The following is a 21,010-nucleotide window of genomic DNA, read 5'->3' on the forward strand; positions in this document are numbered from 1 at the left end:
TACACACCCCGCCGCTTCGAAGCGGAGCCGACCGCTCTCCTCCGCAACGGCGGACCGGCGAAGGGAGGCACCGTGACTGTGGTGCCGCAGAGCACAGCCGGCGTGTCCCGCAGCGGGAACACCGGGAACCTCTACGACGTCCTCGAACTGATCCTGGACCGTGGACTGGTCATCGACGTCTTCGTCCGGGTGTCACTGGTCGGGATCGAGATCCTCAAGATCGATATCCGGATCGTCGTCGCCAGCGTGGACACCTATCTCCGGTTCGCCGAAGCGTGCAACCGCCTGGACCTGGAATCCGGGCGCAAGGCGCCGGCGCAGCTCACCGACATCGTCGGCGAGGTGACCGAGGGCGGGGCGCACGGCAAGAGCAAGGGCGCGCTCACCGGCGCCGTCGAGGCCGTCACCGACTCCCTCCACCTCGGACGCGACAAGGACGACAAGAACGACAAGGAGGAAGAGGAGGCCGAGCCGAAACGGGCCCGACCCACTCGACGGCCCACCAGGCGACGGGAGGAATGACGTGGCCGTCTACGTCTACTCGATCACCGCGGCGCCGCACTCCCCCGACCTCGGCGGCCTGACCGGGGTGGGCGAAGCCCCCGCGGAGCTGCGTACCGTGTGCGCGGGACCGCTGTGCGCAGTGGTCAGCGACGCCCCCGAAGGACTCCGGCCCAAGCGGCGCGACCTCGTGGCCCACCAGGCCGTCCAGGAGCGCCTCATGGGCACCGGCCCCGTCCTGCCTCTGCGCTTCGGCTTCACCGCGCCCGACGACGACGCCGTCCGCGCCGTGCTCACGGAGCGCCGGGAGGAATACACCCAGCGCCTGACGGCACTGGAGGGGTGCGCCGAATACCACCTCAAGGGGGCGGTCGAGGAGGAGGTGCTGCTGCGCCGGATCCTTCAGGAGACACCCGAGGCCAGACAGCTCAACGACGAGATCAGGGCCGGCAGCACCAGGCCGGACCTGCCGCTTGCCCTGGGCGAACTCGTCGCCCACGAAGTCCTGGCCCGCCACCAGGCCCTGGCCTCCGGCGTCGTCGAGGCACTGCGCCCCCACACCCGGCAGGAACGGATCTCCGAGCCGACCGGCGACGACTTCCTGAACATCTCCTTCCTCGTGGACGACGAACACCGGCAGGTCTTCCTCGCCGCGGAGAAGGGCCTCACCCACGAACTGGGCCAGGAGTTCGACTTCCGCCTCCACGGTCCGCTGCCGCCCTACAGCTTCGTCTAGGGAGGCACCCCGTGGGACTGCTCACCCAGATCATCACCCTGCCGCTCGCACCGGTGCGCGCCACCGTGTGGGTGCTGGAGCGTGTGGTCGAGGCAGCGGAGGACGAGTACTACGATCCCGCGCCGGTCGAGCGCGAACTCGCCGAACTCGAAAAGGCGCTCCTGGCCGGAGACATCGACGGCGAGACCTTCGACCGCCGCGAGGACGAACTTCTCGACCGGCTCGACGAGATCAGCGCCCACCGGCGACGCGGCGCCCCGTAAGCACCCCCGCCGCACCCGCCGCACCCGCCGCACCCGCCGCACCCGCCGCACCCGCCGCACCCGCCAGCGAAACGAGGTCGAGCCGTGACAGACCCCATCGCCAACCGCCTCGGCCCCCTGCCCTCCAGATCCGCGCCGCCCTACGGCCAGTCCTCCGCCAGCCTCGCCGACATCCTGGAACGCGTCCTCGACAAGGGCATCGTCATCGCCGGCGACATCCAGATCAACCTCCTGGACATCGAACTGCTCACGATCAAGCTCCGCCTGCTGATCGCCTCGGTGGACAAGGCGAAGGAGATGGGTATCGACTGGTGGGAACACGATCCCTCGCTCTCCTCCCGAGCGGGCGGCGCCCGGTCGCTGGAGGAGGAGAACCGGCTGCTGCGGGAGCAGATCGAGGAGAACCGGCGCCTGCGCGAACAGCTCAGTGCCCTGCGCGCCGACCCCGCCGGGCTGCCGCCCACCGAAGGCACGGCGGAGAAGGCCGCGGCCCCCCGCCGTCCGGCCCGCCCGAAGCGAGCGGAGCCCGCGACCCGGTCCGCCACGCGGCGGGGTGAAGCATGACCGCCCGGTCACTGGCCTACACCTACGCCGTGGCACAGGACGCGCCCGACCTGCGGAGAGCCGTGGACAGCCTCACCGGAGTCGTCGGCGCGCCGGTGCACCTCGTGCGCCCGAGCCGCGGCGGGGAGGCCGTGGCCACCGTGAGCCCCGTGCCGGGAGAGGACTTCGACCAGGCCGCGCTCGCCGCCCACCTGGAGGACCTCCAGTGGCTCGAAGCACTCGCCCGCTCCCACCACGGCGTGATCGAGGCCATCGCCGGGTGCACCACCGTTCTCCCGCTGCGCCTGGCAACGGTGTACCTCGACGACGACCGGGTACGGAGCGTGCTCGACGACGGGCAACGCGCCTTCCTGGAGCAGTTGACCCGCCTGGCCGAGCACGTGGAGTGGGGAGTCAAGCTGTACATCGAGGCCCCGGCCGGCGCGCAGGCGGCGCCGTCCCGAGCGCCGGACCGAGCGCCGGACCTCAGCCCCGGACGCGCGTACCTGCACCGGCGCCGGGCCGAGCAGGAGTCGCAGCACGACGCCTTCCGCGCCGCCGAGGAAGCGGCCGAGCGGATCGGGGCAGCGGCCCGCGAGCACGCCGCCGGCCGTGCCCGGCACCGGGTCCAGCAGGGCGAGCTGGCGGTCGAACCGGGCGTGAACGTCATGAACGACGCCTACCTCGTGCCGCTGGACCACGCCGAGGCGTTCCGGGCCGACGTACTGAACTCGACCGACAGCCTGACCGGTGTGCGCGTCGTCGTCACCGGGCCATGGGCTCCCTACTCCTTCGCCGACCGGGGCCCGGCCGGGGAGAGCGCACCATGAACGGACCCCCCGGCACACCGTCCGGCGCGCCCGCGCCGCAACGCCAGGCCGCTCTCATCGACCTGCTGGACCGGCTGCTCAGCGGCGGTGTGGTCCTCACCGGCGACCTCGTCCTGTCCATCGCGGACATCGATCTCGTCCGGATCTCCCTGCGGGCGCTCATCCTCTCCGTCAGCGAACAGAATCCCTCCTCTCACATGCTCGGCATTCCACCGGGCAGGGAACCGCCATGACCGGTGACGCACGCCGGCCCCCCGACCGGTTCGACGAGGTCGCCGAAGCGGCCGCCCGGGCCTTCCGCCTGCTGCCCGCGACCTCGCAGAGTCAGCACCGAGCGCCCGGCACAGCACCGGGGCGGCCGCACAAGCTCTCCACCAACCCGGAGACGGTCGAGCGGGACTTGATGAAGCTCGTCCTCACCATCGTCGAACTGCTGCGTCAACTCATGGAGCGCCAGGCCATCCACCGCGTCGACGCCGGTGACCTCACCGAGGAACAGGAGGAGGCGCTCGGCGCGACGCTGATGGCCCTTCACGACCGCATGGGCGAACTCTGCTCGCGCTACGGCCTGACCATGCAGGATCTCAACCTGGATCTGGGGCCCTTGGGCAGCCTGCTACCGCCCGCCGACTAGTCACCGGTGCGCCGGGCCGCCGCTGGCGTGTCGGCCTGTCCTCGCTGACACCCCTGCACCTCCTACGGGCCGCGGCGCTCGCCGTCACCGACCCGGACCCGGTCGTCCGCAGTCCCGACCGGATCCCGGCCCGGTTCCTCGGCGCCGTGCACGTCGGCCCACCCGCCGCCGCGCAGACGCAGTCCTCGGGCAGGGCCCGGTGAACGACGGACCCCGACCCGAGCCGGTAGCCGTCCACCCGCTCGCCCTCGCCGGCCCCGACGGCCCCGGAGACGCGCGCCAAGCTGCGGGAGCTGGTCACCGGGCAGCAGGTGGGCCGGATCGCGATGGAGCAGAGCCACCCACGGCCGATGACCACTCACCGATTCCGGGCGGAGCACCCGGTGCCGTCCAGTCTGAACGGTCGGGAACGGGCCACTGGAGACGGAGTCGGGCGGCCGCTGTCAGCCCGCCTACGCCGGGGTCAGGAACTCCCGGGCCTCACCTCGGAAGACCTGTTCGGCGTGCCACTGCCGGTGCCGGCCGGCGACCGGAGGAACCCCCGTTTGCGGCCCGATGACCGGCCGTCCGGCCAGGGCGAGCACGTGCTGCCTGCTGGCCTCGCTGCGGCCGACGAAGCGCCGCGAGACGAGTATGCGGCGGCCCTCCCCCAGGCCCAGGACGCCCTTGTCGAAGAGCTTGTGGTGCAGCGAGCACAGGCACAGGCCGTTGTCGACCTCGTCCGGCCCGTCGTACGACCACCAGCGCACGTGCGCCGCCTCCAGGCCGACCGTGCTCGCTCCCAGCATCCCGTCGTAGCCGCAGAAGGCGCACTGGAACTCATACGCGGTCAGGACGAGTTCGCGCATCCGCCGGTCCCGCTGCCGTCGCGCCGCCCGCCCCGTCCCGCCCGGGCCGCCGGTCACCTCCGCGGCCTCGGCCGGGTCCAGATCGAGGCCGACGGCTTCGCACAGGTCGGCGTGCAGTGACGGCGGGAAGTGGAAGTCCAGGAGCACCCGTGCCAGACGGCCCAGGAGCGCCGGCTCCTTCCGCAGAGCTGCCCGCAGCTCGGGCGCGAGCCTCCCGGTCGCGCCACTGGAGCGCAGGACCCGCACGCCACTTCCCGGGCTCCCGGGCCCCTGGTCGGTCCTGACCTCCCAGACGCCGTCACTGACCAGATGATGGAACGGGTACGCGGGGGTGGTCGAATGGGACGGCCCGTACTCCTCGAGCAGCCGCTTCAGCTCCTGCTCGACGGCGCTGTACCGCAGTTCGCCGTCGGCATCGCGCTGGAAGCTGCCCAGCGCGTACAGCAGCAGCAACGGTTTGTGCGGCGCCCGAACATCGTTGTTCGTCCACCGTCTCAGCTTCGCCACCCGCTCCAGCCAGTCCATGGCCGCCCAGCGTATTCCGCAGCACCGACACTGCCTCAGCTGAGGGGTTCCGTCGCGACGGGAACCTCCCACCTGTGCAACGGGCGGTTCGGATCAAGCGTGCGGCGAGCCACCACCTTCCTGGCGCTTCGCGGCGATCGGCCGGAGTGGGCTACGGGCCCGCGAGTCCAGCCCGCCGGCCTGGCTGCGCCAAAACTCGCGGCCGGCTCACACCAAGCCGCGTGCCAAACGCGATCGTGGAGTTCGCGGTGCTGCTTGATCAGCGTGGCAAGCAGCCCTACTCAAGCTGAGCGAGACAGCGCTCGGCGAGGCCGGCCGGTCCGGCTCAGAAGGTTCTGAACACCCCGTCCTGGTCGACGGCGCGGGCGAAATCGTCGAAGGCCATGTTCGCGATCGACAGGTTGTTCTCGATCCCCCAGAGCTCCGCGGCGACAACCCGGATGAAGCGCCCCGGCTCACCCCACAGGTCCACGACGACGACCGGCAGCTCGGCCGAGCCGAGCGCCACCGTGTCCGCCAGGACGAGCAGCGGGTGCCGGTAGTCGCCCGGCAGCAGGTTCCTCGCCTCGGCACAGGTCGCACCCGCGAAGCGGGGATCGTCCACAAGCGCGACGTCGGGAAGGAAGCCGGACTCGTTCGGGGTGGCCAGGACCTTGCGCAGGCGCTCCCACGAAGCGGGGCCGGAGAAGTCGGTACGCACCACCAACGTGGCCGAACTGGAGGGAAGTTGATTCACATGACGACCGTACCGCGAGGGAACCGGACTGCTCCCGATCGCCTCCGCCGGCTCGGCTGCAGCCCGCTGGTCCAATCCGTCCACCGCGCCGGCCGCGCCCCGCACACCCTGGACGACCGGCAGCCCACCGACGCCGTTCTCGCCGAGACCGCTGTCGAACAACGGCAGACAACCGGGTCTGTCGTGTGCGCACCCGCCTGCGGGGCGGATCCGTCGGCCGGGGGGTGGTCGGCGGTCAGTGGGCCGTCGCGAGCCAGTCCTGGTAGTGGGTGGCGGCCAGGCGGGCGCCGGGGCCCGGGGTGAGGGCGTCGCCGGGGACGGCGGCGAACAGGCCGGCCCGGTCGTCGACGAGGACGGGGCGCCGGTCCCCGCGGGCGGCCAGCGTGAGGCGGCCGATCTCGTCGAGTGTGAACCGGTCGGGGCCGGCGACGTCCAGGATTCCGTCGAGCGGCGCACCGGTGGCCACCTCGGCGAGCGCGGTGACGACGTCGGCGCTGGCGATCGGCTGGATCGGCGTCGCGGGCAGGCGCACGGCACTCTCGTCCGAGGTCCAGGAGATGGTCGGTTCCATGAACTCGAAGAACTGGGTGGCGCGCACGATCGAGCAGGGCGTCGGGCCGCCGCGCAGGAGTTCCTCCTGGAGCGACTTGGCGCGGTAGTAGTCCAGCGCGGGGACCTGGTCGACGCCGACGATGGAGAGCGCGACCTGGTGGCGCACGCCGGCCCGCTCACCGGCGGCCAGCAGGTTGCCCACCGTGGTGCGGAAGAACGCGATCGACTGGTCGTCGAAGGTGGGCGAGTTGGTGACGTTGACGGCCGTGTCCGCGCCGGCGAGCGCCTGGTCGAGGCCGGCTCCGGTCAGCAGGTCGACGCCGGAGGAGAGCGAGGCGGTGGTCACCTCGTGGCCCCGGGTGGCCAGCTCGGCGGCGAGCTGGGATCCGATCAGGCCGGTGCCGATGACGGTGATCTTCATGGGGTGCCTTCCTTCGTGAGCCGGGCGGGGGCGCGGGCTCAAACTCGGACATCTTCTGTCCGAGATTCTACTCGGATATCCTTTGTCCGAGTCAAGTGGAGGCGGAATGAAGCTGTCGGGTGGCGTGGAGTGGGCGCTGCACTGCTGCGTGGTGCTGACCACGGCCGCGGATCCGGTGCCGGCCGCCCGGCTGGCCACCCTGCACGACGTGTCGCCCAGCTACCTGGCCAAGCAGTTGCAGGCGCTGTCCCGCGCCGGGCTGGTGCACTCGGTGCAGGGCAAGACCGGCGGCTACGTCCTCACCAGGAAGCCCGCCGAGATATCCGTGCTCGACGTGGTGCAGGCGGTCGACGGGGCGAACCCCGCCTTCGTCTGCACCGAGATCCGCCAACGCGGCCCGCTGGGCACCCCGCCGGAGCAGTGCACCGGGCCGTGCCCCATCGCCCGGGTGATGGGCGCCGCCGACGCGGCCTGGCGCGCGTCACTGGCCGCCGTCACGATCGCCGACCTCGCCGCCTCCGTGGAGACGGACAGCGGCCCCGAGGCCCTGCCGACCGTCGGGGCCTGGCTGGCCCGCGATCCCGACTGATGGGGAGGGGAGGCCGTCAGCGCCGTCAGCGGTCCAGGGGGAGCTGGTCCCCGGTGGCGCCGACTTCCAGGCGTGCGTAGTCCGGGTGCTCCAGACGGTGGTGGACGTAGATCTGGTCGGCCCACGGCGGGTCGAGGGGTGTGAACGCCCGCAGGCCCAGGACGCGGCCGATCGGCCGGTCGGGGTGGGCCGCGTTGAAGTCGGTGACGGCGGCGGCTTCGCCGATCTGTTCGATGGTGCCCGGCAGGTCGTCGAGGTAGCAGGTGACCCGCGGCAGCAGGTGTTCGTGCGCGGGGCGGCGGAAGAGGTCCAGGGCGGTGGCGGTCGAGGAGTAGTAGTCCAGGTCGAGGGAGACGAAGCCGACCGGGTGATCGCGCAGCAGGTCCGCGTGGGTGTCGAGGTATTCGGGCAGCGTCCGGGCGATGTCCCCGATCACCAGCTCGGCCTCGCCCAGCCGGGCCCGCAGCCGGTCGTGGTCCATGGCGTAGAAGCCGGGGCCGAACAGGTAGGGCAGGTCTCGGGGGTCCTTGGCCGCGGGCATGCCCACCCCGCCGTCGAAGCCGACGACCCGCACCGCCACACCGGTGGCACCGGCGTAGTACCGGGCGTGCTCGGCCAGGGCCAGCAGTCCGTTGCCGCCGGCCACCCCGAACTCCACCACCGTGACGCCCCGGTGCCCCAGTCGTGCGGCCAGCTCGGTGGCCCGGCGAACGCCGTACGCGTAGTGCGGGCGCTGGACCAGACCGAACCGGTACGCCGAGGCGGAGCCGACCCCGGGCAGCCGCCGCAGCAGCCGATTGCGCACCGCGTGCCGGGTGCCGGACTTCGACCAGTCCCACAGCACGTCGGCCAGTCCGCCGACGGGCCCGCGACCGAACGGATGACCCTTCTGAGCGGTCGAGCGTGAACCCGTGCGCCCCATGGCGCCCCTCCTGAGAACGGACAGCGGACAACGGACAACGGCGGGCAGGCAGCGGACAACAGCCGGCAGAAGCCTTCCCGTCCCCGTCGCTCCCAACCGATCGGCAGCAGCCCATGGCCGACAAGTCGACTCACTGAGGACCGAGATCACCCCCGACGACGGCGGCTGTCGTCGGCGGCGTACGCGCCGACGCCGAGAGCGCGTTCCAGCTCGTCGATGCGGGCACGGACCTGCTGCGCGTCCCGGCCGCCGTGGCCGGGACGCGCGAGGACCACCCGCGCCACGAACTGCCTCAGGAGCAGCAACGGGACCGCGGTCACCCACAGCACGCCCGAGAACAGCGCGATCGCTTCGATGTGCGGACGTTCCTTGCGCTCGAACTCGGCCAGCGACCTGCCCGACGCCGTGCCGAGAAAGCCGGTCCTTCCGCGTTCGAATACGGCGCGGGCCGTCAGTACGGCGCCAACCCCGTAGCCGCCGAGCACGCTCAGCCACAGCAACAGCACTTCGGATCGCCTCCCGGATCGCCGACCGCTTCCTGGCACCAGCCGTCTGCCCCAACGGCACGGCCCGTAACAGGACGACGGTCCGGGCTCGCGCCCGAAGGACGGGATACGACGGCCGGTTCTGGTGGGACGCCGGACGCGACGGCCCTCGAAGCATGGCCCGGCGCAGTCGGGGCACCCGAGCTGCGATCGAATCGTCCCTGATGTGAGGAGTCCGTCCCGATGCTTGCCCTCGTACTCGTACTGCTGCTCGCCCTGCTCCTGTTCGGTGTCGGTTTCGCCGTCAAGGTCCTGTGGTGGATCGCCCTGGCCGTCTTCGTCGTCTGGCTTCTCGGGTTCGTCGCCCGCGGGACGACGGCCGGCGGGAGCCGGGGACGCTGGTACCGCTGGTGACGCCGGTACCGCTGGTGACGGGCATCCGCTCCGGCGCTGAGCCGAAGACCATGCCTGTCGGCCGAAGGTAGCGGGCGTCCGCAGGCCGCAGGCCCCGGCTCCGGCGCTCTCGCGCCGGAGCCCCTGACGAGCGACGAGAGTGGCCCTGGCCGCCGGTGCCAGGGCTACTCGTCGTCCGGGGGGCCGGCGTGGTCCTTGTCCCCCGAGCCGTCGGAGGGGTCGTCGAATGCGACGTCGATGTGCTGCTCGGGCCGGCGTTCCTCCTGGCGGGCAATGGATTCCAGGACCTCTTGATCGCTTTCGGTCAGCGGGGGCTGGACGAGGGTGCGCGGCCAGAGTCGTCTGGCAAGGACCACGTTCGTCTCGGCCGCGAAGACGGTCACCTGCGCCACCAGGTAGAGCCAGGACAGCAAGCCGATCACGGTCGCGAAGAACCCGTAGACCTCGGTGGCGTGGCGCAGCTCGTGGGCGACCAGGACCGCGCCGAAGGCCTGCAGCAGCGTGAACAGTGGCCCGGCGGCCACGCAGCCGGGCAGCAGGGCGCGCGGAGCGATCGGCTGGGGGGTGAGGGTGCGGAAGCACGCCAGGCACAGCGCCATGTTGACGAGCGCGGACAGAACGAGGGCGCCGATGCGCGCGCCGACGCCCCCCAGCGTGGTGGCGATCAGGCTCGCCGCTGCGGTGGCCACGATCAGTCCCGCCCCCAGGACAGCGAACAGGGCCAGACTACGGGCCAGGCGCGGCCAGTAGCCGGGGCGCTTCACCCCCGGCACGTTCCACACCTCGGCCATGGTGTGCTGCAGGACCTGTGCGATCCCCAGCGCGCCGTACAGCAGCCCTGCGATGCCGACGGCCAGCGCGAGGCCGCTGCCCTGGACGGTGTGGACGTTCTGCCTCAGCTGGTCGCCGATGATCGGGAAGTCGGCGAGCGCGGAGTCGACCACGGCCCGCTGCGCGCCGGGGTGACCGTGCAGGACGAAGCCGAGCGCGGTGGACAGCAGGAGCAGCAGCGGGATCAGCGCGACGAACCCGTAGTAGGTGATCAGGGCGGCGAGCAGGCCGCCCCGGTCGTCGCCGTACTTCTTGACCACGCCGACCCCCACCGCCACGGCGGTGCGGCGCTGCTGGGCGCGGTCCACGGCTCGAATCAGGCGTTCGACCGGATTCATGTCGGGCCCTCCTGCCGTCCGCACGATGGGATGCGTCGGGAGGCGTCTGCCCGGCCGCCGTGCGGATACCCGGCACGGGGCCCCCTCGCCCGCGGCGACATCCGAGCGCACAGGGGTCAGCAGCTGACATGCAGGACGCAGATGTCGTCGCGGCGTGTCCGCGGATCGACCAGCGCCTGCACGAGCCCGTCCAGGCGGCCGGAGTCGCCGGCGTAGGCCAGGGCGGTGCGGGCCAGCCGGGAAAGCCCTTCGTCGATGACCTCGGCGGGCTTCTCGACCAGGCCGTCCGTGTAGAGGAACAAGTGGTCGCCGGGCAGCAGGTCGAGCCCGGCCTCCTCGTAGCTGGGTGCGGTGGTCGCGCCCAGCAGGACGCCCGCGGGGGTGGGGAGGAACCGGGCTTCCCCGTCGCGGACGAGAAGTGGCGGCAGGTGTCCCGCCTGGACCCACGTCAGCCGGGAGGTGGCGGGCTGGTAGACGGCCATGATCATGGTGGCCGTGTTGCAGTTCCGCTCCGGCGTGTGCAGCAGCAGCGTATTGAGTCTGGCGAGGACGGCGGGCAGAGGTGTGCCGGTGATGGCCATGCCCTTGGCGGTGAAGCGCAGCAGCGCCATGCTGGCCACCGCGTCCAGTCCGTGCCCGGCCACGTCGCCCACGACGAGCAGGGCGCTGCCGTCGGGCAGTTCGATGGCGCTGTACCAGTCGCCGCCGAGACTGAGACCTTCCTCGACCGGCTGGTACGCGACATCCACGGTGAGGCCGGCCAGGTGCAGCACCTGCTCGGGCACCGGCAGCAAGGTCTCCCGGAGGCGGGTCGCGACTTCGCGTTCGGCGGCCAGCTGGCTCTGCTGCGCGAGCGCGGTCTGCTCGTGTCGCCGCAGCTGCTGTTCGGTGTGCCTGGCGGCGGTGAGGTCCTGGAAGAAGCCGTGGATCTGGACCGGGCGACCGTGGGCGTCCGGTTCGGCCTCGGCGACTACCCGCACATGCCGCGGCTCTCCCTGGGGCAGCCTGATGCGGAAGGTGTGGTCGATCGGCTCGCCGGCTTTCAGCAGAAGCCGCACGGCATCGTCCAGGGCCGCACGGTCCCCGCTCTCGGCGTGAGCGGCCAGCTCCTCCAGCGTCATCGGGCCCAGTGCCCGGTCCCGGCCGAAGATCGAGTACACCTCCTCGGACCAGGTGATCCCGCCGCGGACGAGGTCGCGGTCCATCCATCCCATCCGGCCCAGGCGCTGCATGAGTGCCAGTCGACGCTGCTCGCGTTCGCCGGAGTCCAGACGCTTCCAGGAGACGATGAGCCCGTCCTGGCAAGGCGCCGCCCGCACGCCGTACCGGGACAGGTGCGGGATACCGGCGGCGGCCTCCTGGTACTCGAGCTCTCCCTCCCAGGCGGCCCCGGTCTCCAGTACCTGGAGATAGCCCTGCCACATGGGGGTGCCGAGCACGCTCGGATACGTCTCGAGCACGCTCAGCCCCGCAAGCTCCGGCCCCCGGCGCCCGCCGATGTCGACGGTCTCGGGCGAGGCGGCCACGATGCGGAAGTCCGTCACCTCCCCCTGCGGCCCGTACTCGGCCCGCAGCATCGCCGCGGATCCGGGAAGACCGGCCAGAACCTGCTGGACCACCGCTGTCGCGAAGTCGGCCTCCGCCGCCGGGGCGGGCCTCCGCCGGGGCGCACCAGGGCGCTGAACGTACCTCATGCACCGAGCATTTCACGCCCGTGGGCGACTGTGGCACAGACCCCGACTTGTCACCGCGGTCGCTCGGCTGCCGGGGGAGGAATGACGGGGCTGCGCCTGTTCCGCGTCGACGGGGGGCCGGGGGGCCGGCCGGGGTAAGGCCCGCCTAGGCTGTAGGACGAAGCAAAACGGGCGAACCGGACCCACCCAGGGACCGCGAGGACGGAAAGCAGGACCCGCCGATGGGCGACGGAATGTCAGGCATGCACCACCACGGCGGGATGACCCAACCAGGACCCTTCACGCTCTCCAACGTGCTCACCTGGTCGCCCGACTGGGTGTTCCTGGCCGCCGCCCTGGCCGGGCTCGCGCTGTACCTCCTCGGCGTGGTGCGGCTTCGGCGGCGCGGGGACAGCTGGTCGGCCGGGCGCACGACGGCCTGGGTGCTGGGCATCGGCTCGGTGATCCTGGTCACCTGCACCGGGCTGAACGACTACGGCATGGTGATGTTCAGCGCGCACATGATCCAGCACATGGTGCTCTCCATGCTGTCGCCGATCCTGCTGCTGCTCGGCGGGCCGATCACCCTGGCGCTGCGCGCGCTGCGGCCGACCGGCAAGGGGCGTCCGCGCGGGCCGCGCGAGCTGCTGGTGGCGCTGCTGCACTCGACCTACGTGAAGGTGATCTCGCACCCGGGCTTCACCATCCCGCTGTTCATCGCGAGCCTCTACGGGGTCTACTTCACGCCGCTGTTCGACTTCCTCATGCAGTCCCGGCTCGGGCACATCGCCATGATGGTGCACTTCCTGGCGGCCGGGCTGGTGTTCTTCTGGCCGATCATGGGCGTGGACCCGGGCCCGCACCGGCCGGGCCATGTGATGCGGATCATCGAGCTGTTCATGGGCATGCCGTTCCACGCCTTCTTCGGCGTCGCGGTGATGATGGCCAACCACCAGCTGGTCAAGACCTTCACCACCGGCGGAGCGCCGCCCGGCACCGACCTGCTGGCCGACCAGAAGCTCGCCGGCGGCATCACCTGGGCGTTCGGCGAGATCCCGACCGCGATCGTGCTGATCGCGCTGGTCTACCAGTGGATGCGCTCGGAGGAGCGGCTCTCGCGCCGCCGGGACCGCGCCGAGGACCGCAGCGGTGACGCCGAGCTGGCGGCCTACAACGCCTATCTGGCCTCGCTGGACCAGCGCAACCGGCGGCCGGCGGCCGACGCCGGCTGAGTCGGCCGGACCCCGGCCGGACCGCGGCCGAAGCCATCGACGAGCCCCCGTCCCATCGCGGACGGGGGCTTCGTCGTGTCCGGGCCCCGTCGTTTCCGGGGCTCCGTGGAAATGACCGTTGACCGGTCCCCGTCGCCCCCCTGGGCGGTGGAACGCCGGGAGGCCCCGGGGTCCGTCGGTACGGACCCCGGGGCCTCCCGGGTGGTGCGCGGTGCGGGCGGGATCAGCCGAGGTTGGCGATCGCCTCGTTGAGCGTCTTCGAGGGACGCATCACGGCCGTGGCCTTGGCCGGGTCCGGCTGGAAGTAGCCGCCGAGCTCGACCGGGGCACCCTGCACGGAGACGAGCTCCTCGACGATGGCCTGCTCCTGCTCGGTCAGCGTCTTGGCGAGGTCCGCGAAGGCCTCGGCCAGGGCGGCGTCCGAGGTCTGGCCGGCCAGCTCCTGGGCCCAGTACATGGCCAGGTAGAAGTGGCTGCCGCGGTTGTCGATGCCACCGAGGCGGCGGCTCGGCGACTTGTCCTCGTTGAGGAAGGTGCCGGTGGCGCGGTCCAGGGTGTCCGCCAGCACCTGGGCGCGGGCGTTGCCGGTGGTGCGGGCCAGGTGCTCGAAGCTGGCGGCCAGCGCGAAGAACTCGCCCAGGCTGTCCCAGCGCAGGTAGTTCTCCTTGACCAGCTGCTGGACGTGCTTCGGGGCGGAGCCGCCGGCGCCGGTCTCGAACAGGCCGCCGCCGTTCATCAGCGGGACGACCGACAGCATCTTGGCGCTGGTGCCCAGCTCCAGGATCGGGAACAGGTCGGTCAGGTAGTCGCGCAGCACGTTGCCGGTCACCGAGATGGTGTTCTCGCCGCGGCGGATGCGCTCCAGCGAGAAGGTGGTGGCCTCGACCGGGGGCAGGATCTCGATCCGCAGACCGGTGGTGTCGTGCTCCAGCAGGTACGCCTTGACCTTCTCGATCAGCACGGCGTCGTGGGCGCGGGTCGCGTCCAGCCAGAACACGGCCGGGTCGCCGCTGACCCGGGCGCGGGTGACGGCCAGCTTCACCCAGTCGCGGATCGGCAGGTCCTTGGTCTGGCAGGCGCGGAAGATGTCGCCCGGCTGGACGGCCTGCTCCAGGACGACCTCGCCGGTGGCGGTGTCGACCAGGCGGACGGTGCCGGCGGCGGCGAGCTCGAAGGTCTTGTCGTGGCTGCCGTACTCCTCGGCGGCCTGGGCCATCAGGCCGACGTTCGGGACCGAGCCGATGGTGGCCGGGTCCAGGGCGCCGTTGGCGCGGCAGTCGTCGATGACGGCCTGGTAGACACCGGCGTAGCTGCTGTCCGGCAGCACGGCCAGGGTGTCGGCCTCCTGGCCGTCCGGGCCCCACATGTGGCCGGAGGTGCGGATCATGGCCGGCATCGAGGCGTCGACGATGACGTCGCTCGGCACGTGCAGGTTGGTGATGCCCTTGTCCGAGTCGACCATGGCGAGGACCGGACCGGCGGCCAGCTCGGCCTCGAAGGAGGCCTTGATCTCGGCGCCGTTCTCCAGCGCGTCGAGGCCGGCCAGGATGCCGCCGAGGCCGTTGTTCGGGTTCAGACCGGCGGCGACCAGCGCCTCGCCGTACTTGGCGAAGGTCTGCGGGAAGAACACCCGGACCACGTGGCCGAAGACGATCGGGTCCGAGACCTTCATCATGGTGGCCTTGAGGTGGACCGAGAACAGCACGCCCTCGGCCTTGGCGCGGGCGACCTGCGCGGCCAGGAACTCGTTCAGCGCGGCGGCGCGCATGACCGAGGCGTCCACGACCTCGCCGGCCAGCACCGGGACCGACTCGCGGAGCACGGTGGTGGTGCCGTCCTCGGCGAGCAGCTCGATGCGCAGCGCACCGGCCTCGGCGATCACGGCCGACTTCTCGGTGGAGCGGAAGTCGTTCGCGCCCATGGTGGCGACATTGGTCTTGGAGTCGGCCGACCAGGCGCCCATGCGGTGCGGGTGGGTCTTGGCGTAGTTCTTGACCGACGCGGGGGCGCGGCGGTCGGAGTTGCCCTCGCGCAGGACCGGGTTGACGGCGCTGCCCTTGATCTTGTCGTAGCGGGCGCGGACGTCCTTGTCCTCGTCGGTCCGCGGGTCGTCCGGGTAGTCCGGCAGGGCGTAGCCCTGTGCCTGCAGCTCGGCCACGGCGGCCTTGAGCTGCGGGATCGAGGCCGAGATGTTCGGCAGCTTGATGATGTTGGCACCCGGAGTCTTGGCAAGGGCGCCCAGCTCGGCGAGGGCGTCGCCGATCCGCTGGTCCTCGGTCAGACGCTCCGGGAAGCTCGCGATGATCCGCCCGGCGAGGGAGATGTCGCGCGTCTCCACCTTCACGCCCGCGGTCGAGGCGTACGCCTGGACGACCGGCAGGAACGAGTACGTCGCCAGGGCGGGCGCCTCGTCGGTGTGCGTATAGATGATGGTCGAGTCAGTCATCGGTACTCCGCTTCGCGTCTCCAACGTCTTGACGTCAAGATATCTCGTGACCGGCCCTGCGCTCCACCTCCCCCCGGCACGGATCAGCTCCACGGTCGACCCGATGCGGTCGGAGGGCAAGCCGGACGGGTCACGGCGCGGGCCGCGAGGCGCCGTTCCCGGCCTCGCGCAGCGCGTCGATCCGGGCGTCGAACTCCGCCTCGTCCGCGAGGAACCACAGCTTGCGGCCCCGGTTGCTCTCCCGGACGAAGTCGCGCAGCGCGCCGCCGGCCCCGGTGTACGCGGAGAGGTCGCCGATCACGGCGAGGCCGACCCGGTACTGGGCGAACTTCTGGGTGACCTCCCCCGCGAGTCGGGTGCCCAGGGTGAAGAACTCCACCCCGAACCGGGTGGCGGGGACCACCAGCCATTCGGCGTCCTGGGCGAAGGCCTCGCCGAGGAGGTCCAGGCCGTCGCGCGGGTCGCGGACCACCGGGCCGTCGGCGGGGAGCCGCAGCACGCGCGGCGCGGGGGCGGGGGCAGGCGCGGGTGCGGGTGCGGGGGCGGACACGGGTGCGGGGGCGGACACGGGTGCGGGCGTCGGGAGCGGCTCAGACATGGCGGTTCTCCGTCGTCAGGGTGTGGATGAGGAGGAGCAGCTCGGCGGTGTCGGCCGGGGCGCCGAGGACGATCACCTTGAGGGTCGAGCGCTCCTCGTTGTGCAGCGTCTCGATCCGCAGCGGCACGCCGCCGCCCCGCGGGCCGGAGACCGCCGCGAGCAGGGTGTTCGACAGCCGCGCGGCCTCGCGGAGGCCGATGGCGTCGATCTGCACCACGGCGGACGCCTCGGCGTGCAGCGGCCCCGGGGCCGGCGGCGGGGTCTCGGGCCCGGGGGCACCGTCCGGTCCGCCAGGGCCGTCAGGGCCGCCAGGGCCGTCGGAACCGGGGCCGCCGACGAAGGAATCGAAGTCGCGGCGGGCGATCCGGTACTGCTTGCCGATCCTGGCGGCCCGCAGCCGGCCGTCGCGGATGTAGCCGCGGACCGTCCGGACGTGCAGTCCCAGCAGTTCGGCAACCTGCTCGACCGAGAAGTACTCCGGGGGGTGCTCCGGCACCGGCCGCCTCCTTCGCCTTGTCGCTCGCCTCGTCGCCTGGTCGCTTCGTTACGCAAACTACCATGAGGCCGGGCACGATAGGGAAGGATAGGGAAGGGCGTCCGGTGAGCGGTGCACCCGACCGTCAGGACTTCGTCAACGCGGCGCCGCATTCGGTCAACGCTGCGTCAGGAAGGTTCTCCGTCCGGGCGCCACGGTCCTAGCGTCGGAGGCGCAGTTCCGGCAGGCCCCTCTCCAGCACTCGGGAGCACCCGCATGACCCGCGTCGTCGTCTGGCACGTCCCGGTCACCGTCATCGGACGGACCGCCTCCCTCCGCCTCTTCCGCCTGCGCGACGGGCGGCGCTGCGCCGTCGGCTTCAGCTCCGCGGCCGCGCTCGCCGAGCTGCTCGGCCCGGAGCAGGCCGCCGTCGAACTCGGCGAACCGGCGCTGCGGGCGCTCACCGCACCGCTCGGCGTCGACGAGTTCGTCCTGGACCCGCGACTGGTCGCGGCGCCGGTCGTCGCGCCGACCGCCGACCAGGCCACCGACCAGGCCGCCGACCAGGCCGCCGACCGGGCCACGCATCCTGGCGACCCGTCCGCCGACGGCGCCGCCCGCCCGGCGGCCGGGCGCCCCACCACCCGGTCCGGTGCACAGCTCCAGCGCCGGTGAGCGCACTCCAGCTGGTTCCCGGGGCGCCCCGGCCCGAGCCGGCCCGGCCGCTCCAGGCCCTGGCCCGGGTGAGCTTCGGGCCCGTCCCGCTCGACTTCGACCGGCTGGTCGCCGAACTCCCGGCTGTGCAGAGCGGATTGGCGTTGGCCGGCGGCGCCGACCTGGAACTCCGGCTGGCCTGCACGGGGCCGGAGGAGCTGCGCGCGGTCTCGGCCGCCCTGCTCCGGGCCGGCGCGGCCCACGTCCACGTCGATCTGGTGCTCCGCGCCCTCGTGCCGACCCGGCCGACCCTGCGACCGGTGCCCTGAGGACCCCCGGGGGCCCGGGTCGGTGCGCCCGGGCCCCCGGGCCGCGGCACCCCTGGCCGCGCACCCCCTGGCCGCGCACCCCCCTGGGGGGCCGGTCAGCCGATGCCCTGGCGGTCCGGGCGCAGCGCGAAGGCCCGGACCTCCGGGTCGCCCTGCTCCTGGGTCACCGCGCGGACCAACAGGACCTGCTGCTCCAGGAGTTCGGGCCGGCACCGGTCCGGGGCGATGCGCAGCAGATCGTCCAGCGCGGCGGTCAGGCGGCGGGTCACCTGGGGGTGGCCGGCGCCGCAGAGGCGGATCTCGGTGAAGGCCAGGTCGACGATGCTCGACCAGCCCGGCACCGGTTCGACCAGCCGGACCGCACCGCGCCGGTCGCGGTGGCAGAGGTCGCCGAAGTTCTCGTGCAGGAGCATCGCGAGCAGCTGGTGGATCCGGTCGACGGCCTGCACGGCGGTGGTCGGATCGTTGACGGCGGGCGAGAGCGCGCGGATCGCGATGTCCACGAGCTGGCGGAAGCCGAAGCTCAGGTCCTGGTGCATGGTGCGGTCGACGCCGACGTTCAGCGCCTGGGCGATCCGCCGCGGGGGCGGCGGGCGCTCGCCGGCCACCCGGACGATCGGGGTCCCGGGGGCGATGAAGTCGCCGATCCTCGGCACCAGGTACAGCACCGCGTCGTGCTTGCGGGCGATCCGCAGCAGCCGCCCGATGTTCACGTCCCGCAGCACGCCGGAGCGCCCCTCGTGGAGCAGGGTGTACGCGTCGGCGGGCGCGGGCGGCGGTGCGGGTTCGGCCGGCATCAGCCGGTACTGGAGCAGTACGGCCACCGACTCGTCGGCCACCCGATTGATCACGTGCGGGACGCGCAGCAGCCGCATGGTCGACTGCACGTAGAGCACGAACAGGGCGAGGCTGAGCACGACCAGGAGCACGGCCACCACGCTGGAGAAGACCGGCACCGAGGTGAGCTCGGCCGGGTCGGTGGAGTCGTCGTAGCTGAACTGGACCAGCAGCGCGAAGAGGAAGGTGGCCAGGCAGACCGAGAAGGCGGCCTTGGTCAGCCGGCTGCGGACGTAGAGCCGCAGCACTCGCGGGGAGAACTGGCCGGCGGCCATCTGCAGGGCCACCAGGGAGATCGAGAAGACCACGCCGATGAACGTCAGCATCGCCGAACTCACGGTGGCGACGACGGACTTGGCGGCACTGTTGAAGCGCAGCAGCTCGTCCACCGAGCCGGTGTCGGCGACGCTCCGGCTCACCACCGCCTCGTCGAGCTCGGCGGTCAGCCCGGCCAGCAGCACGGCGGCCAGACAGGCGAGCAGCGGGCCGAACCAGAACGACTCGCCCAGGTGCTCACGCAGCGGGGAGAGCGGTCGGTAGCGGACCGGCGGCCGCGGCCCGGTCTGGCGGTCGGTCATCGCCCCAGGCTAGAGCCGGGCGCGCGACGCCCCCCGGCACGCCACGCAGCGGTATTTCTATGCGCTCCAGCCTATTTCCATAAACCAGGATGCCCTCCATATTGCACGAGTACGGACCGAGGCTCAATTCGCGCTCAGATAGCGGGACTACCCGCGAGTCACGTAACGGGCACATGAACACATGGCCTCCTACCTGCGGGAATATCCAGCGAAGTAGGTAAACATTCAGTAATGAAATCTGTGCAGAGGTCTATGAATACGCCTACTGTGTGGCAACTCTCCGCGCTTCGCACCGCCGGAGCCCCCACAGCACAGAGAGATTGCGAATGGCCTCCCTCAACCAGCTCTCCCCACCCGGATCGAGCACCGGCACCACCGGCACCACCACCCACCGGTCGCTCCGGCGCGAGGTCGGCCTGATCGGCCTCATGTGGGCCTCGGTCGGATCGATCATCGGCTCGGGTTGGCTCTACGGCGCCAAGAACGCCGTCGTCGTCGCCGGCCCGGCGGCGCTCGTCTCCTGGGGCATCGGCGCGGTCGCGATCGTCCTGCTCGCCTTCGTGCACGCCGAACTCGGCGGCATGTTCCCGGTCGCCGGCGGCACGGCGCGCTACCCGCACTACGCCTTCGGCGGCCTGGCCGGCATGTCGTTCGGCTGGTTCTCCTGGCTCCAGGCCGCCACCGTCGCCCCGATCGAGGTCGAGGCGATGATCGGCTACGCGGGGCACTGGGAGTTCGCGAAGAGCCTCCTCAACGAGAACGGCACCCTCACCGCCAGCGGCTTCGTGGTCGCCGTCCTGCTGATGGGCCTGTTCGTCGCGGTCAACTTCCTCGGTGTCCGGGTGCTCGCCCGCACCAACAGCGCCACCACCTGGCTGAAGATCTTCGTCCCACTGTTCGCGATCTTCGTGCTCGCCGTGACCAACTTCCACGGCTCCAACTTCAGCTCGCACGGCTTCGCCCCGTTCGGCATCAAGGGCGTGCTCACCGCGGTCAGCGCCAGCGGCATCATCTTCGCCCTGCTGGGCTTCGAGCAGGCGATCCAGTTGGCCGGCGAGAGCAAGAACCCCAAGCGCGACATCCCGCGCGCGGTGCTCGGCTCGGTCGCCATCGGCACCGTCATCTACGTCCTGCTGCAGGTCGTCTTCATCGCCGCGCTGCCCGCCGCCTCCTTCGCCAACGGCTGGGACAAGCTGGACTTCCCCGGCATCGACGGCCCGTTCGCCGGCCTCGCCACCGTGGTCGGCCTGGGCTGGCTGGCCTGGGTGCTGTACTTCGACGCCATCGTCTCCCCCGGCGGCACCGGCCTCATCTACACCACGTCGACCTCGCGCATCGCGTACGGCCTGAGCAAGAACGGCTACGCGCCGCAGCTCTTCGAGCGCGTCGACAAGCGCGGCACCCCGTGGTTCGGCCTGGTCATGTCGTTCGTCACCGGCGTCGTCTGCTTCCTGCCCTTCCCGAGCTGGCAGGAGCTGGTCGGCTTCATCGTCTCCGCCAGCGTGCTGATGTACGCCGGCGCCCCGCTGGCCTTCGGCGCGCTGCGCCGCCGGCTGCCGCACCGGGAGCGCTCGTACCGCCTGCCCGGCGGCGCGGTCATCGCCCCGGCCTCCTTCGTGGTCTCCAGCCTGATCATCTACTGGTCCGGCTGGCACACCCTCTCCCGCCTGGGCATCGCCATCGTCGTCGGCTACGTCCTGCTCGGCAGCTACGCCGCCTACGCCACCCGCAAGGGCCTCCCGAACGCCCCCCGTCTGGACCTGCGGGCCGCCCAGTGGCTGCCGGTCTACCTGCTCGGCCTCGGCCTGGTCTCCTGGCAGGGCGGCTTCGGCGACGGCACCGGCCGGATCCCGATGTGGTGGGACATGGCCGCGGTCGCCGTGTTCTCGCTGGCGATCTACTACTGGGCGATCAGGGTCGCCCTGCCCGCCGAGGTCATCGAGCAGAACATCGAGGACGTCGAGGTGGTCGACGCGGGCGGCCACTGACCCCCGCACCGCGCAACAGGACGGGCCCGCCG

24 protein-coding genes are annotated in these 21,010 nt (G+C 71.9%); 13 read left to right on the plus strand and 11 right to left on the minus strand.

Going from position 1 to position 21,010, the window contains the following annotated elements:
• The first annotated feature begins 72 nt into the window (after positions 1 to 72).
• The 7 genes from SM793_RS15300 (at position 73) to SM793_RS15330 (ending at position 3,507) form a co-directional block, all read left to right on the plus strand.
• Complete coding sequence (locus tag SM793_RS15300) at positions 73 to 522, plus strand: gas vesicle structural protein GvpA (protein ID WP_320438729.1); 450 nt, start codon at positions 73 to 75, stop codon at positions 520 to 522.
• 1 nt (position 523) lies between these two features.
• Positions 524 to 1,237: a GvpL/GvpF family gas vesicle protein gene (locus SM793_RS15305; RefSeq protein ID WP_320438730.1), complete on the plus strand. Its 714-nt coding sequence runs from the start codon at positions 524 to 526 to the stop codon at positions 1,235 to 1,237.
• Positions 1,238 to 1,248: 11 nt separating this feature from the next.
• Positions 1,249 to 1,500 (plus strand): gas vesicle protein GvpG, encoded by a 252-nt coding sequence (locus SM793_RS15310; RefSeq protein WP_320438731.1) that lies wholly within the window; start codon positions 1,249 to 1,251, stop codon positions 1,498 to 1,500.
• Positions 1,501 to 1,584: 84 nt separating this feature from the next.
• Entirely contained in the window at positions 1,585 to 2,064 is a 480-nt protein-coding gene (locus SM793_RS15315; RefSeq protein WP_320438732.1) for a gas vesicle protein, read from the plus strand.
• Positions 2,061 to 2,873 carry a GvpL/GvpF family gas vesicle protein gene (locus SM793_RS15320; protein WP_320438733.1) on the plus strand — a complete coding sequence of 271 codons (813 nt, stop codon included), beginning with the start codon at positions 2,061 to 2,063 and terminating at the stop codon, positions 2,871 to 2,873. The genes SM793_RS15315 and SM793_RS15320 overlap by 4 nt, the downstream gene beginning before the upstream one ends.
• The gene (locus tag SM793_RS15325) at positions 2,870 to 3,106 is read left to right on the plus strand and encodes a gas vesicle protein (RefSeq protein ID WP_320438734.1); all 237 of its coding nucleotides are present in this window, start codon (positions 2,870 to 2,872) and stop codon (positions 3,104 to 3,106) included. The genes SM793_RS15320 and SM793_RS15325 overlap by 4 nt, the downstream gene beginning before the upstream one ends.
• Positions 3,103 to 3,507, plus strand: coding sequence for a gas vesicle protein K (locus tag SM793_RS15330; protein ID WP_320438735.1), 405 nt, complete (start codon positions 3,103 to 3,105; stop codon positions 3,505 to 3,507). Before SM793_RS15325 ends, SM793_RS15330 begins: the two co-directional genes overlap by 4 nt.
• Positions 3,508 to 3,959: 452 nt before the next feature.
• On the opposite strand, the gene SM793_RS15335 is transcribed toward SM793_RS15330, so the two are convergent.
• The 3 genes from SM793_RS15335 to SM793_RS15345 form a co-directional block, all read right to left on the minus strand.
• Entirely contained in the window at positions 3,960 to 4,880 is a 921-nt protein-coding gene (locus SM793_RS15335) for a phosphorothioated DNA-binding restriction endonuclease (protein ID WP_320438736.1), read from the minus strand.
• A gap of 325 nt (positions 4,881 to 5,205) precedes the next feature.
• Positions 5,206 to 5,778: a DUF6924 domain-containing protein gene (locus tag SM793_RS15340; RefSeq protein WP_320438737.1), complete on the minus strand. Its 573-nt coding sequence runs from the start codon at positions 5,776 to 5,778 to the stop codon at positions 5,206 to 5,208.
• A 73-nt stretch (positions 5,779 to 5,851) separates the two neighbouring features.
• Positions 5,852 to 6,589, minus strand: a complete 738-nt coding sequence (locus SM793_RS15345; RefSeq protein WP_320438738.1) for an SDR family oxidoreductase — start codon at positions 6,587 to 6,589, stop codon at positions 5,852 to 5,854.
• Positions 6,590 to 6,695: 106 nt separating this feature from the next.
• Between SM793_RS15345 and SM793_RS15350 the strand changes: the two genes are divergently transcribed.
• The gene (locus SM793_RS15350) at positions 6,696 to 7,178 is read left to right on the plus strand and encodes an Rrf2 family transcriptional regulator (RefSeq protein WP_320438739.1); all 483 of its coding nucleotides are present in this window, start codon (positions 6,696 to 6,698) and stop codon (positions 7,176 to 7,178) included.
• Between the two features lie 25 nt (positions 7,179 to 7,203).
• Here SM793_RS15350 and SM793_RS15355 read toward each other — a convergent pair whose 3' ends face one another.
• Both SM793_RS15355 and SM793_RS15360 read right to left on the minus strand, forming a co-directional pair.
• A complete protein-coding gene (locus SM793_RS15355; protein ID WP_320438740.1) occupies positions 7,204 to 8,100 on the minus strand; it encodes a hypothetical protein in 897 nt (298 codons plus the stop codon).
• A 146-nt stretch (positions 8,101 to 8,246) separates the two neighbouring features.
• A complete protein-coding gene (locus tag SM793_RS15360) occupies positions 8,247 to 8,606 on the minus strand; it encodes a hypothetical protein (protein WP_320438741.1) in 360 nt (119 codons plus the stop codon).
• A 222-nt stretch (positions 8,607 to 8,828) separates the two neighbouring features.
• Here SM793_RS15360 and SM793_RS15365 point away from each other — a divergent pair, with 222 nt between their 5' ends.
• A complete protein-coding gene (locus SM793_RS15365) occupies positions 8,829 to 8,999 on the plus strand; it encodes a hydrophobic protein (RefSeq protein WP_320438742.1) in 171 nt (56 codons plus the stop codon).
• 164 nt (positions 9,000 to 9,163) lie between these two features.
• Here the strand turns inward: SM793_RS15365 and SM793_RS15370 are convergent, their stop codons facing one another.
• The gene (locus SM793_RS15370) at positions 9,164 to 10,168 is read right to left on the minus strand and encodes a YihY/virulence factor BrkB family protein (RefSeq protein WP_320438743.1); all 1,005 of its coding nucleotides are present in this window, start codon (positions 10,166 to 10,168) and stop codon (positions 9,164 to 9,166) included.
• A 116-nt stretch (positions 10,169 to 10,284) separates the two neighbouring features.
• Positions 10,285 to 11,862 carry a PP2C family protein-serine/threonine phosphatase gene (locus SM793_RS15375; protein WP_320438744.1) on the minus strand — a complete coding sequence of 526 codons (1,578 nt, stop codon included), beginning with the start codon at positions 11,860 to 11,862 and terminating at the stop codon, positions 10,285 to 10,287.
• Positions 11,863 to 12,104: 242 nt separating this feature from the next.
• Between SM793_RS15375 and SM793_RS15380 the strand changes: the two genes are divergently transcribed.
• Positions 12,105 to 13,073, plus strand: coding sequence for a cytochrome c oxidase assembly protein (locus SM793_RS15380; RefSeq protein WP_320438765.1), 969 nt, complete (start codon positions 12,105 to 12,107; stop codon positions 13,071 to 13,073).
• A 223-nt stretch (positions 13,074 to 13,296) separates the two neighbouring features.
• On the opposite strand, the gene SM793_RS15385 is transcribed toward SM793_RS15380, so the two are convergent.
• The 3 genes from SM793_RS15385 to SM793_RS15395 all read right to left on the minus strand — a co-directional run bounded on the left by SM793_RS15385 (position 13,297) and on the right by SM793_RS15395 (position 16,613).
• Positions 13,297 to 15,519 (minus strand): NADP-dependent isocitrate dehydrogenase, encoded by a 2,223-nt coding sequence (locus SM793_RS15385; RefSeq protein ID WP_320438745.1) that lies wholly within the window; start codon positions 15,517 to 15,519, stop codon positions 13,297 to 13,299.
• 130 nt (positions 15,520 to 15,649) lie between these two features.
• Positions 15,650 to 16,117 (minus strand): DUF4180 domain-containing protein, encoded by a 468-nt coding sequence (locus SM793_RS15390; protein ID WP_320438746.1) that lies wholly within the window; start codon positions 16,115 to 16,117, stop codon positions 15,650 to 15,652.
• A complete protein-coding gene (locus SM793_RS15395; protein WP_320438747.1) occupies positions 16,110 to 16,613 on the minus strand; it encodes a helix-turn-helix domain-containing protein in 504 nt (167 codons plus the stop codon). The genes SM793_RS15390 and SM793_RS15395 overlap by 8 nt, the downstream gene beginning before the upstream one ends.
• 255 nt (positions 16,614 to 16,868) lie before the next feature.
• Here SM793_RS15395 and SM793_RS15400 point away from each other — a divergent pair, with 255 nt between their 5' ends.
• Complete coding sequence (locus tag SM793_RS15400) at positions 16,869 to 17,267, plus strand: SAV_915 family protein (protein ID WP_320438748.1); 399 nt, start codon at positions 16,869 to 16,871, stop codon at positions 17,265 to 17,267.
• Positions 17,264 to 17,575 (plus strand): hypothetical protein, encoded by a 312-nt coding sequence (locus SM793_RS15405; protein WP_320438749.1) that lies wholly within the window; start codon positions 17,264 to 17,266, stop codon positions 17,573 to 17,575. Before SM793_RS15400 ends, SM793_RS15405 begins: the two co-directional genes overlap by 4 nt.
• 95 nt (positions 17,576 to 17,670) lie before the next feature.
• Here the strand turns inward: SM793_RS15405 and SM793_RS15410 are convergent, their stop codons facing one another.
• Entirely contained in the window at positions 17,671 to 18,990 is a 1,320-nt protein-coding gene (locus tag SM793_RS15410; protein WP_320438750.1) for a DUF2254 domain-containing protein, read from the minus strand.
• A gap of 428 nt (positions 18,991 to 19,418) precedes the next feature.
• On the opposite strand from SM793_RS15410, the gene SM793_RS15415 reads away from it, so the two are divergent.
• A complete protein-coding gene (locus SM793_RS15415) occupies positions 19,419 to 20,978 on the plus strand; it encodes an APC family permease (protein WP_413229913.1) in 1,560 nt (519 codons plus the stop codon).
• The last annotated feature ends 32 nt before the right edge of the window (positions 20,979 to 21,010 follow it).

The organism is Kitasatospora purpeofusca, from assembly GCF_034043715.1.
Lineage (GTDB): Bacteria > Actinomycetota > Actinomycetes > Streptomycetales > Streptomycetaceae > Kitasatospora > Kitasatospora purpeofusca_A.